Annotated in this window: 11 protein-coding genes; 6 read left to right on the top strand and 5 right to left on the bottom strand. The window is 68.0% G+C overall.

Annotation, left to right across the window (positions count from 1 at the left end; all coding sequences use genetic code 11):
- The 4 genes from ABZ484_RS31395 to ABZ484_RS31380 form a co-directional block, all read left to right on the top strand.
- Positions 1-319: CorA family divalent cation transporter (locus ABZ484_RS31395; RefSeq protein ID WP_358869310.1), on the top strand; the 319-nt coding region annotated here is incomplete at its 5' end.
- A 45-nt stretch (positions 320-364) separates the two neighbouring features.
- Positions 365-1,531: a type 2 isopentenyl-diphosphate Delta-isomerase gene (fni, locus tag ABZ484_RS31390; protein ID WP_358869309.1), complete on the top strand. Its 1,167-nt coding sequence runs from the start codon at positions 365-367 to the stop codon at positions 1,529-1,531.
- A complete protein-coding gene (locus ABZ484_RS31385; RefSeq protein WP_358869308.1) occupies positions 1,525-2,259 on the top strand; it encodes a class I SAM-dependent methyltransferase in 735 nt (244 codons plus the stop codon). The genes fni and ABZ484_RS31385 overlap by 7 nt, the downstream gene beginning before the upstream one ends.
- The gene (locus tag ABZ484_RS31380; protein WP_358869307.1) at positions 2,256-3,326 is read left to right on the top strand and encodes a prenyltransferase/squalene oxidase repeat-containing protein; all 1,071 of its coding nucleotides are present in this window, start codon (positions 2,256-2,258) and stop codon (positions 3,324-3,326) included. The genes ABZ484_RS31385 and ABZ484_RS31380 overlap by 4 nt, the downstream gene beginning before the upstream one ends.
- A gap of 88 nt (positions 3,327-3,414) precedes the next feature.
- Here the strand turns inward: ABZ484_RS31380 and ABZ484_RS31375 are convergent, their stop codons facing one another.
- Entirely contained in the window at positions 3,415-3,708 is a 294-nt protein-coding gene (locus tag ABZ484_RS31375) for a hypothetical protein (protein ID WP_358869306.1), read from the bottom strand.
- 177 nt (positions 3,709-3,885) lie between these two features.
- On the opposite strand from ABZ484_RS31375, the gene ABZ484_RS31370 reads away from it, so the two are divergent.
- Entirely contained in the window at positions 3,886-4,452 is a 567-nt protein-coding gene (locus ABZ484_RS31370) for a hypothetical protein (protein ID WP_358869305.1), read from the top strand.
- A 115-nt stretch (positions 4,453-4,567) separates the two neighbouring features.
- Here ABZ484_RS31370 and ABZ484_RS31365 read toward each other — a convergent pair whose 3' ends face one another.
- The 4 genes from ABZ484_RS31365 to ABZ484_RS31350 all read right to left on the bottom strand — a co-directional run bounded on the left by ABZ484_RS31365 (position 4,568) and on the right by ABZ484_RS31350 (position 9,087).
- Positions 4,568-5,338, bottom strand: a complete 771-nt coding sequence (locus ABZ484_RS31365) for a hypothetical protein (RefSeq protein WP_358869304.1) — start codon at positions 5,336-5,338, stop codon at positions 4,568-4,570.
- Between the two features lie 193 nt (positions 5,339-5,531).
- Positions 5,532-6,539 (bottom strand): N-acetylmuramoyl-L-alanine amidase, encoded by a 1,008-nt coding sequence (locus ABZ484_RS31360; protein WP_358869303.1) that lies wholly within the window; start codon positions 6,537-6,539, stop codon positions 5,532-5,534.
- Between the two features lie 10 nt (positions 6,540-6,549).
- Complete coding sequence (locus ABZ484_RS31355; protein ID WP_358869302.1) at positions 6,550-7,215, bottom strand: class I SAM-dependent methyltransferase; 666 nt, start codon at positions 7,213-7,215, stop codon at positions 6,550-6,552.
- 132 nt (positions 7,216-7,347) lie between these two features.
- Positions 7,348-9,087, bottom strand: a complete 1,740-nt coding sequence (locus ABZ484_RS31350; RefSeq protein WP_358869301.1) for an MFS transporter — start codon at positions 9,085-9,087, stop codon at positions 7,348-7,350.
- A gap of 240 nt (positions 9,088-9,327) precedes the next feature.
- Here ABZ484_RS31350 and ABZ484_RS31345 point away from each other — a divergent pair, with 240 nt between their 5' ends.
- The gene (locus ABZ484_RS31345) at positions 9,328-10,782 is read left to right on the top strand and encodes an MFS transporter (protein ID WP_358869300.1); all 1,455 of its coding nucleotides are present in this window, start codon (positions 9,328-9,330) and stop codon (positions 10,780-10,782) included.
- The last annotated feature ends 571 nt before the right edge of the window (positions 10,783-11,353 follow it).

Below are 11,353 nucleotides of genomic sequence, written 5' to 3'. Positions count from 1 at the left end.
GCATTCTATGTACATACAACATATTGATGACCATTTAATTAAACAACGTAATGTGATTCGTACATCCCAAGAAATGACAAATGAAATACGTGAAAATTACGAATCCTATACTTCATTTAGAATGAATAATATTATGCAAATTTTAACATTAGTATCTGTAATATTTTCACCATTAACTTTTATTGCAGGTATCTACGGCATGAACTTTGCGTATATGCCAGAATTAAATTGGCATTATGGCTACTTTATTTGCCTATTTGTCATGCTAATCATCTCAATTATTTTAATTATCTTCTTCAAAAGAAAAAAATGGTTTTAAACCTTGTAATTATAAAATGAATCATTTGGAAAAGGCGGTATAGTAATGAGTGACTTTCAGAGAGAGCAAAGAAAAAATGAACATGTTGAAATAGCGATGGCGCAACATGATGCTACATTATCTGATTTTGATAAAGTGAGGTTTGTTCATCATTCGATTCCAAATATTGATGTGGATGATGTAGATTTAACGACAAAGACATCCGATTTTAATTTGAAATACCCAGTTTATATTAATGCCATGACTGGTGGTAGTGAATGGACAAAACAAATTAATGAAAAATTAGCGATTGTTGCACGTGAAACGGGTCTTGCAATGGCTGTGGGCTCCACACATGCTGCATTACGAAATCCTAAAATGGCAGAATCATTTACGATTGTTCGAGAAACGAATCCAGACGGTGTTATCTTTAGTAATGTGGGTGCTGACGTACCCGTAGACAAAGCAGTTAAAGCTGTTGAACTATTAGATGCACAGGCGCTACAGATTCATGTTAATTCACCTCAAGAATTAGTTATGCCTGAAGGTAATCGAGAGTTTGCTAATTGGATGGAAAATATCGAAGCAATTGTTAATGCAGTAGATGTACCTGTGATTGTGAAAGAAGTAGGATTTGGTATGAGCAAAGAGACATATAAATCACTACTTAATGTAGGCGTTACTTATGTCGATGTCAGCGGACGTGGTGGTACGAATTTCGTAGATATTGAAAATGAGAGACGTTCAAATAAAGATATGGACTATTTATCTAATTGGGGACAATCAACAGTTGAATCACTATTAGAAAGTTCTGATTTTCAAGATAAACTAAATGTCTTTGCAAGTGGAGGTTTACGTACCCCATTAGATGCTGTGAAATGTTTAGCGCTAGGTGCGAAAGCAGTAGGTATGTCACGTCCGTTCTTAAATCAAGTTGAGCAGGCCGGTATAACACAAACGATTGAATACGTTGAATCATTTTTAGATCATATGAAGAAAATAATGACAATGCTAGATGCTAAAGATATCAATGAATTAACCCATAAAGATATGATATTTAATACTGAATTGTTATCTTGGACCGACCGCTCCCCGGCTCCGGAGCCCGACCGCTCCCCGACCCAGGGCGCCGATCGTTCCCCGGCCCCGGGCGGCCACCGCTCGGCGGTCCACGATGCCGGCCGCTCCGCGGCCTCAGAGGTTGTCTACTCCGAAAGCAGGGCCACGTGCTGACCGTCGACTTCTCCCGGTTCCCGCTCGCCCCCGGCGACCGCGTCCTGGACCTCGGCTGCGGCGCCGGACGGCACGCGTTCGAGTGCTACCGGCGCGGCGCGCAGGTCGTGGCGCTGGACCGCAACGGCGACGAGATCCGCGAGGTCGCCAAGTGGTTCGCGGCGATGAAGGAGGAAGGGGAGGCACCGGCCGGGGCCACCGCCACCGCCATGGAGGGCGACGCCCTCGCGCTCCCGTTCCCCGACGAGTCCTTCGACGTCGTGATCATCTCCGAGGTGATGGAGCACATCCCCGACGACAAGGGCGTGCTCGCCGAGATGGTACGGGTGCTCAAGCCGGGCGGCCGTATCGCGATCACCGTGCCGCGCTACGGGCCCGAGAAGGTCTGCTGGGCCCTGTCCGACGCCTACCACGAGGTCGAGGGCGGCCACATCCGCATCTACAAGGCCGACGAACTGCTCACCAAGATCCGCGAGGCCGGCCTCAAGCCCTACGGCACCCACCACGCGCACGCGCTGCACTCGCCGTACTGGTGGCTGAAGTGCGCCTTCGGCGTCGACAACGACAAGGCGCTGCCGGTGCGGGCGTACCACAAGCTGCTGGTCTGGGACATCATGAAGAAGCCGCTGGCCACGCGGGTGGCCGAGCAGGCCCTCAACCCGCTGATCGGCAAGAGCTTCGTGGCCTACGCGACCAAGCCGCACCTGCCGCGGGTGGCCGCCGCGTGACCACTCCCCGGACAGAACACCTCGTCCTGCCCGGGGTCCTCACCGCCGGGCAGGCCGCCGCGACCGTACAGGGCATCCTCGCCGTGCAGCGGGAGGACGGGGCCATCCCGTGGTTCCGCGGACACCACCTCGACCCGTGGGACCACGTCGAGGCGGCGATGGCGCTGGACGCGGCGGGCGAGCACGAGGCCGCCGAGCGGGCGTACCTGTGGCTGGCCCGCCACCAGCTGGCGGACGGCTCCTGGTACGCGGCCTACGCCGACGGCGCCCACGACGACGTCACCGACCCGGGCCGGGAGACCAACTTCGTCGCCTACACGGCCGTAGGCGTCTGGCACCACTACCTCTCCACCGGCGACGACACGTTCCTGGACCGCATGTGGCCGGTGGTGTACGCGGCGATCGAGTTCGTGCTGCGCATGCAGCAGCCCGGCGGGCAGATCGGCTGGAAGCGCGAGGACGACGGGACCGCGACGGCGGACGCGCTGCTGACCGGCTCCTCGTCCATCCACCACGCGCTGTGCTGCGCCCTGGCGATCGCCGAACAGCGCGAAGAGCCCCAGCCGGACTGGGAGCTGGCGGTCGGCGCGCTCCGGCACGCGATCCGCAGGCACCCGGAGCGGTTCCTGGACAAGGACCGCTACTCGATGGACTGGTACTACCCGGTGCTGGGCGGCGCGCTGACCGGAGTCGAGGCCAAGGAACGCATCGAGGCCGGCTGGGACCGCTTCGTGGTGCCCGGACTCGGCGTGCGCTGCGTCGTCCCCAACCCGTGGGTGACGGGCGGGGAGTCGGCCGAACTGGCCCTGACCCTGTGGTCGGTGGGCGAGTCCGACCGCGCACTCGACGTGCTCCAGTCGATCCAGCACCTGCGCGACGGTGGGACGGGCCTGTACTGGACGGGCTACGTCTTCGAGGACGAGGCCATATGGCCCCGTGAACTCACCACGTGGACCGCCGGATCCCTGCTCCTGGCCGTCGCCGCCCTCGGCGGCCACGAACCCACCTGCACGGTGTTCTCGCCCGACCGTCTGCCCAAGGGCCTGGACCCGGACTGCTGCGACTGACGACGGCGGCAGGCCGGCCGGCGCGTCCGGCCGACGTGACCGGGCCCGTGCGCCGTCGGCGCACGGGCCGCGCACGGGCCGGGCACGGTCAGTGCCGGTGCATGCGGTGGGCGACGGCGTGGCCGACGAAGAGGTAGACGACGGCGGCCAGGCCGTAACCGGCCACGACCCTGGCCCAGGCCTCGTCGAAGGTGAACAGGTCCCGCGACCAGCTCGCAAGCCAGTTGGCCGCGTCGTGGACGAACTGCACCAGGTCATTGGCCCGGTTCGCCTCGAGCAGGTACATCAGGATCCACAGCCCGAGGATGACGGCCACGATGTCCGCGACGACCGCGATGACCGTACCGGCGGAATTGGATGCGGTGCGATATCGAGGAGACATACGTTCCGTCTGGCCGCGGAAAGCTGCTTGAAACCTGTAATGCGTACGGGGAGTGACACCGGCGGCACAACAGGTGCCTTGTTTCAGGTGAGGCGCCTGGATCACACGGACCTCTGGAGTGCCTGGAGTACCTCGAGTCCCTCGGGCACCTGAAGCAATCCCATTTCGGAGGACACCGTGCCCGTACCGATACGGCGCCTCGCTGTGGCGCTCACTGTCTGCTGCGCCCTGCTCGCCGGCTCCACCGCCTGGGCCGCGCCCCAGAGCATCGGGCAGCACACCACCCCGGCCGTCGCGGCCGCGGATCCCACGCCCAGCCCGACCACGTCGGCGGAGAAGCAGAAGTTCGCCAAGACCCGCTTCGTGGCGAACGCGGCCCTCGCCGCCGGCGCCACCTATCAGTGGATCTGGAAACCGTACAAGGAGGGCAAGTTCAAGAAGGGCGCCAAGCACCGCAAGACGACCCTCCTCAAGGCCGGGCTCGCCGGCGCGTTCACGTACAACCGGCTGAAGGCGGCCGTGCGCAACGCCAAGGGCGACCCGCTCCTGTCCAAGGCGCTCGCCCCGCTGAACACGGCCATCGCCGACCTGAAGGACCTGCCCAACAAGCTCCGCAAGGGCGACGGTTCGGCGGCGAAGAGCTTCAACGACACCATCGACAAGGTGAAGGACGCGGGCAAGAGCGCGGGCGCCCCGGTCAAGGACAAGGTGCCGTCCGCCTCGCAGCTCAGGAGCGGCTCCTGACAGCCGGCTTCGACTGTCCGGCTCCCTGGACCGCCGACGGCAACGGCCCCCCGCTCCGAAGAGCGAGGGGCCGTGCGGCCTTCGAGGCCTGAACGCGCTTGTCCGGACGGCCGGATCAGCCGCGCTGGATGTTCGAGGCGTCCTGGAGGACACCGCGGCGGCCGTCCTGCATCTCCGTCAGGAAGCCCTGGCCGCGCTGCTCGACGGCCAGGTACCAGACGCCCGGCGCGAGTTCGGCGATCGGCGACGGGGAACCGTCCTCCGCGAACAGCGGACGCGGCGCGGGCACCGCGAACCAGAACGGCGAGAAGGCCGCCCCCGCCGTGCCGGCTCCAGCCGTGGCGGCCGGCGCCGGTGCCTGCTGGCCCTGCTGCGGCTGACCGCCTCCGAAGGACTGACCCTGCTGCGGCTGCGCGCCGTACGGCTGCTGCTGTGCACCCGGGTAGCCGTAGCCGGCCGGAGGCTGCGCACCGTAGGGCTGCGGCGCGACCGGCTTGGGCGCCGGGACGAGGGCGGCCTGGAGGGCGGGCAGCAGAGGCGTGGCGACGGCGGCGCCCGCCAGCACCAGGGCGGCGATGAAGCCGAGGATCAGGCCGGAGGAGGCGCTGGCGCCGTCCGGGACGTCCACCAGCGACCAGAACAGGCTCCACGCGACAAGCACCGTGAACGCCGCGCCGACCGTCCCGAGGTCCAGGCCGACGACCTTGCGCGGCTGCGGCAGGCAGCGGTTGACGACGATCAGGGCGGCCCCGATGACTCCGCCCATGTACAGGCCGAGGCCGTCGCCGAGGTTGTCCCACGCGTTGGTGTCCAAGCTGAACCCGGAGACGGAGTAGAGCTTGAGGAACGACGCGATGAACAGCAACACCGCTGCTCCGATCACCACGCCGTCGCCTCGAGTGAGGGAGCGGATATTCACTTCAGGTCCTTCGTAGGTCGTCGTCTCGTCGTCGGTAGAGGCGTCGCTGTCACCATGTCGCCGCATGGCCCTGGTGTGAAGCGCGGGGGTGGCCCCTCATCGTAGGGTGACACTACCGTCCGGCCGACCTGGCTGTCCGCCGGGACCGTCGCGCCGATCACTACCCGCGCAGGAAACTCACGATTCCCTCAGAGATCCCTTCCGCCGCCTTCTGCCGCCAGGCTCCGCTGGTCAGCAGTGCCGCGTCCTTGCTATCGCGCATGTTGCCGCACTCGATGAACACCTTGGGAACCGTTGACAGATTGAGACCGCCCAGGTCCTTACGCGTGACGAGACCGGTACCGCCACCGATGTAGTTGGAGGGCGCCTCGCCCGTCACGCGCACGAAGTTGCCCGCGATGCTCGCGCCGAGGTCGTGGGAGGCGGCGGCGATCGGCCGGGTGTCGGCGGCGCCGGAGTGGACGGCCGCCGGGAGGATGACGTGGAAACCGCGGTTGCCCGGCGCCGAACCGTCGGCGTGGATGGAGATCGCCGCGTCCGCGTGCGCCGAGTTGCCGATCCGGGCGCGCTCGTCGACGCAGGGACCCCAGGACGGTGAGCCGTCGTCGTGCGTCAACTTCACCGTGGCGCCCTGCTGTCGCAGCAGGGCGCGCAGCCGGTGCGCGACGTCCAGCGTGAACCGGGCCTCGGCGTAACCGCCGTTGGTGGCCGTGCCCGTGGTGTCGCACTCCTTCCAGTTGGTGCCGATGTTCACCTTGCGGTTGATCTCGGACGCGTGCCGGAAGTTGCCCGGGTTGTGCCCCGGGTCGATGACGATCACCTTGCCCTTGAGGGGGCCGGAGGCGGCCGGCAGGTCCGCCCCCTTGCCGTCGTCGCCCGCCGACGAGGACGGGGAGGGCGACTTCCCGGAGGGGGACGAGGAGGAGGCCGGTGAGGAGGTCCCGCTCGTCGCCGACCGCTCGGCCGCCGTGCTCGAACCCGGGCCGCCCGCCGAACCGCCCGTGCTCCCCGGGCCGCCGGAGGACCCCACCGCCTCGTACGCCACCCACCCCAGCAGCGCGCCGGACACCAGCGCGGCCAGGGCGACCACGGGCCCACGGCGGAAACGGCCGGGGCCCTCACGGCGCTCGGGCTGCGGGGGATCGAACTCGGGGCCTACGTACGACACGACAGCGACTCTAACCGCGGGCGGGGGTGGCCGCTTCGGTTCGCCGCAGGACGCGCAGCGAGTCGGTCACCGAGACCTCGGTGAACTCGCCGGACTCCAGGGCCCTCAGGTACACGCGGTACGGGGCCTGCCCGGTGAACTCGTCCACCGGGTCCGGGAACACGTCGTGGATGACCAGCAGACCGCCCACGGCCACGTGCGGCGCCCAGCCCTCGTAGTCCGCGCCGGCGTGCTCGTCGGTGTGGCCGCCGTCGACGAAGACCAGCCCGAGGGGGGTGTTCCACAGCGCGGCGACCCGGGGCGAGCGGCCCACGAGCGCCACCACGTGCTCCTCCAGGCCCGCCCGGTGCAGCGTGCGCCGGAAGGTGGGCAGCGTGTCCATCAGGCCGATCTCGGGGTCGACCGTCTCCGGGTCGTGGTACTCCCAGCCGGGCTGCTGCTCCTCGCTGCCGCGGTGGTGGTCGACGGTGAGCGCGGTGACCCCGGCCTGCCGGGCCGCGTCCGCGAGCAGGATCGTGGACCGCCCGCAGTACGAGCCGACCTCCAGCAGCGGCAGCCCGAGCCGCCCGGCCTCCACCGCCGCCGCGTACAGCGCCAGCCCCTCGCCGGTGGGCATGAAGCCCTTCGCGGCCTCGAACGCGGCCAGGATGTCGGGCTTCGGTGCTGCCGCGGGCATGGGGGTGGGGTCCTTCCGGTCGTACGTCCGCTCAGGGCGCCCATCGTGCCGCACCCCCGGTCGGCGGTTCGACCGGGGGTGCGGTGGGCTTTGTCTCGCAGTGGCGTGTGTCTCAGCGGCGGGAGTCCCGGCTCACGCGGTGACCGCCTCGCCCGGCAGGGACAGGTCCAGGTCGACCGGGCGGTCGTCGCCCGCGTGGGTCGCCGCGGAGGCGTGCGGGCCGTGGCCGGCGGCGCGGGCGGCCAGGACGTACGGGCCCTCGGCGGGGACCGCGAGCGCGTAGCTGCCGTCCTCGGCGGAGAGGGTGGCGCCCGCCTGGCGGCCGCGGCGGTCGATCAGGGTGACCTTGGCGCGGGCGACCGGGGCGCCGTCGGCGTCCAGGACCCGGCCGCGGAAGCCCCGCAGCACCTCCTGGGCGCGGGCCAGGTTGGCCTCCTCCTCGCTGCTGGCGCGCAGCTGCGAGGCGGCCTGGCGGTTCGGCCGGGGCAGGCACAGGGCGAGCAGCAGGCCGAGGGCGACGGCGGCGGTGGCGATCAGGAAGGAGACGCGGAAACCGTGCATGGTCGGGACGGCGAGGCCGCCCACGTGGTCGGCGGTGTTCGCCAGCACCATGCCGACCACGGCGCTGGACACCGAGGTACCGATGGACCGCATCAGGGTGTTCAGGCCGTTGGCCGCGCCCGTCTCGGAGGCCGGGACCGCGCCGACGATCAGCGCCGGCAGCGAGGAGTAGGCCAGGCCGATGCCGGCGCCCAGCATGACGGAGGTGACGACGGTCTGCCAGGCCGCGCTCATCAGGCCGAGGCCGCCGCCGTAGCCGATCGCGATGATCAGCAGGCCGAGGATCAGGGTGACCTTCGGGCCGTAGCGGGCGGACAGACGGGCGTAGACCGGCGCGGTGAACATCATCGTCAGGCCCAGCGGGGCCACGCACAGGCCCGCGACCACCATGGACTGGCCGAGGCCGTAGCCGGTGGCGGTGGGCAGCTGGAGCAGCTGCGGCAGGACGAGGGAGACGACGTAGAAGGCGACGCCGACCATGATCGAGGCGAGGTTGGTCAGCAGCACCTCGCGGCGGGCGGTGGTGCGCAGGTCGACCAGCGGTGCCTTGATGCGCAGTTCCAGCAGGCCCCACAGCAGCAGGACGACGACGGCCGCGGCGAACAGACCGAGCGTGGTGGCCGACGACCAGCCCCAGTCGCTGCCCTTGGTGATGGGCAGCAGGAACAGGACCAGGCCCGCGGACAGGCCGAGCGCGCCCAGCAGGTCGAAGGAGCCCTCGGCGCGCATCGGGGACTCGGGGACGGTGAGGAGGGTGAGGGCGATGGAGAGCACGCCGAGGCCGGCGGCGCCGTAGAAGAGGGCGTGCCAATCGGTGTGCTGGGCGACCAGGGCGGCGGCGGGCAGCGCCAGTCCGCCGCCGACGCCGATCGAGGAGCTCATCAGGGCCATGGCCGAGCCGAGCTTCTCGCGCGGGAGCATGTCGCGCATCAGACCGATGCCGAGGGGGATCGCGCCCATGGCGAAGCCCTGGAGGGTGCGGCCCACGATCATGGGGAGCAGCGCGCTGGTGAACGCGCTGACCAGCGCGCCGACCACCATCACCGCGAGGCTGGTGACCAGCATCCGGCGCTTGCCGTACAGGTCGCCGAGGCGGCCCATGATCGGAGTGGCCACGGCGCCCGAGAGGAGGGTGGAGGTCAGGACCCAGGTGGCGTTGCTGGCAGAGGTGTTCAGCAGCTGTGGCAGGTCCTTGATGACCGGGACGAGCAGGGTCTGCATCACCGCCACAACGATGCCCGCGAAGGCGAGCACGGGGACGACGGCCCCGCTCGCACTCCGGGCGGGCCGACTGGGCGTCGTGAGCGTCATTGAGGAAGGCCTCCGGGCCGTGAAGTTCGAGTGAGTGGTCATCCGTGCGGATCAAGTGCCGGGTTAACCCCGTAGGCCGAGGCAACTATTCCGATGCTTTGGCGTACTAACGAATCCTTGACCGTTCCGTAAGAATCTGACTGGATTTCAGGAAAATGGGGGGCGGTGGGGGACTAGGACTTCCGGACCAGGCGGGCCGGTGCGAAATCCCGATGCAAGGGGCGCGGGCGGCTTGAGACCATGACACCCATGCTCGAAGCCACCGACCTCACCCCGACCGTCCGCCGGCGCACGGCGCCACCGCCCACCTGGCTCGTGGTGGCCCTCGCCTGCGCCGGACAGTTCCTCGTCGTGCTGGACGTGTCCGTCGTGAACGTCGCCCTGCCGTCGATGCGGGCCGACCTCGGGCTGAGCGAGGCCGGGCTGCAGTGGGTGGTGAACGCCTACGCCATCGCCTTCGCCGGGTTCATGCTGCTGGGCGGCCGGGCCGGCGACCTCTACGGGCGCAAGAGCATGTTCCTGGTCGGGCTCGGCCTGTTCACGCTGGCCTCGCTGGGCGGCGGGCTGGCCCAGGAGGGCTGGCAGCTGCTGCTCGCGCGGGCCGTCCAGGGGCTGGGCGCGGCCGTGCTGGCGCCGTCCACGCTGACGCTGCTGACGTCGGCGGTGCCCGAGGGCGCGGCGCGGGCGCGGGCCATAGCCACGTGGACGGCGGTCGGGGCGGGCGGCGGTGCGGCGGGCGGCCTGGTCGGCGGGGTCCTGGTGCAGGGCCTGTCGTGGCGGTGGGTGCTGCTGATCAACGTGCCGGTCGGCGCGGTGGTGCTGGCCGCGTCCGTGCGCTGGCTGGTGGAGAGCCGGGCCGGCGGAGGGCGGCGGCTCGACCTGCCGGGCGCGCTGCTGGTGACGGCGGGGCTGGCCACGCTGGCGTACGGCATCTCGCAGACCGAGGCCGAGGGCTGGACGGCGGAGGTCACACTGGCGCCGCTGTCGGCCGGGCTCGTGCTCGTCGCGCTGTTCCTCGCGGTCGAGGCGCGCACGACCGCCCCGCTGATGCCGCTGGGTCTGCTGCGGCTGCGCGCAGTGGCGTCGGCGAACGCGGCGATGCTGGTCTCCGGTTCGGCGATGTTCTGCATGTGGTTCTTCATGACGCTGTACGCGCAGAACGTGCTCGGCTATTCGCCGCTGGACGCCGGACTCGCCCTGGTCCCCAGCTCGCTGGCCGTCGTCCTCGGCTCCAAGCTGGCCCCGCGCCTGATGCGGGGCGCCGGCCCGCGCAACGTCGCCGTGCTGGGGACACTGGTCGCGGGGGCGGGGTTCGCCTGGCAGTCGACGATGCGGGCCGACGGCGCGTACCTGACGGCGATCATGATCCCGGGCGTGCTGATGATGCTGGGCGCGGGCCTGGCGGCGACCCCGCTCGCCGCGCTGGCCACCTCCGGTGCGGCACCAGGGGACGCCGGCCTGGTCTCCGGGCTGATCAACACCTCCCGCACGATGGGCGGTTCGCTGGGCCTCGCGGTCATGTCCACCATCGCGGCGGCCCGCACGGGCGACCGCGCCACCCCGGCGGCCCTCACGGAGGGCTACGCCCTGGTCTTCCGCACGGCGACAGCGGTGCTGCTCGTGGCCGCCCTGCTGATGCTGGCCTGGCTGCCACGGCCGGCCCGACAAGCGGACGAGCCCCGGAAGGCGGGGTAGAGGCAGGAGGGGCAGACCCGGGCGGCGGCCCGCCCGGGGCGGGCCGGGCCGTCAAGGGGCTGCGCCTGCCGGGTGGGGTCGGGCGGCCGAGGGGCTGCGCCTGCCGGGTGGGGTCGGGCCGTCGAGGGGTTGCGCCTGTCGGGTGGGGTCGGGCCGTCGAGGGGTTGCGCCTGTCGGGTGGGGTCGGGCTCGAAGGACGGGTCGGGCCGGCGGGTGGTCGGCTGTCGGGCGGGCCGGGCCGGGGAGCGGTCGGCTGTCGGGCGCGCCCGGCCGGAGAGCGGGGCGGGACGGGCTTGCCTGCCCGGGTGGCGGGGGAGCACGAGCCTGGAGGGCGCGGCGGTCCGCGCCTGCCGGGTGGGTGGGCGAGCCGGGTCTCGGAGGGCGGGAGGCACCGCCGCCAGGTGGAGCGGGTGCGGGGTGTCGTGCCGGGCGTTCTACAGCCAGGCCTGTTGGTGGGCCTTGCGTACGGCTTTCGTGGGCGGGGGGCACCGCCAGGTGGAGCGGGTGCGGGGTGTCGTGCCGGCGGTTCTACAGCCAGGCCTGTTGGTGGGCCTTGCGTACGGCTTTCGTG

Origin of the sequence: Streptomyces sp. NPDC006393 (assembly GCF_040628575.1) — a bacterium.
In the GTDB taxonomy this organism is placed as follows: domain Bacteria; phylum Actinomycetota; class Actinomycetes; order Streptomycetales; family Streptomycetaceae; genus Streptomyces.
This window is presented reverse-complemented; position numbering and strand designations above follow the sequence as displayed.

Bases quoted from the DNA above. Each gene is read 5' to 3' on its own strand.
- fni (WP_358869309.1), top strand. From the start codon at position 365: ATGAGTGACTTTCAGAGAGAGCAAAGAAAAAATGAACATGTTGAAATA.
- ABZ484_RS31375 (WP_358869306.1), bottom strand. From the start codon at position 3,708: ATGTCTCCTCGATATCGCACCGCATCCAATTCCGCCGGTACGGTCATC.
- ABZ484_RS31355 (WP_358869302.1), bottom strand. From the start codon at position 7,215: ATGCCCGCGGCAGCACCGAAGCCCGACATCCTGGCCGCGTTCGAGGCC.
- ABZ484_RS31350 (WP_358869301.1), bottom strand. From the start codon at position 9,087: ATGACGCTCACGACGCCCAGTCGGCCCGCCCGGAGTGCGAGCGGGGCC.
- ABZ484_RS31345 (WP_358869300.1), top strand. From the start codon at position 9,328: ATGACACCCATGCTCGAAGCCACCGACCTCACCCCGACCGTCCGCCGG.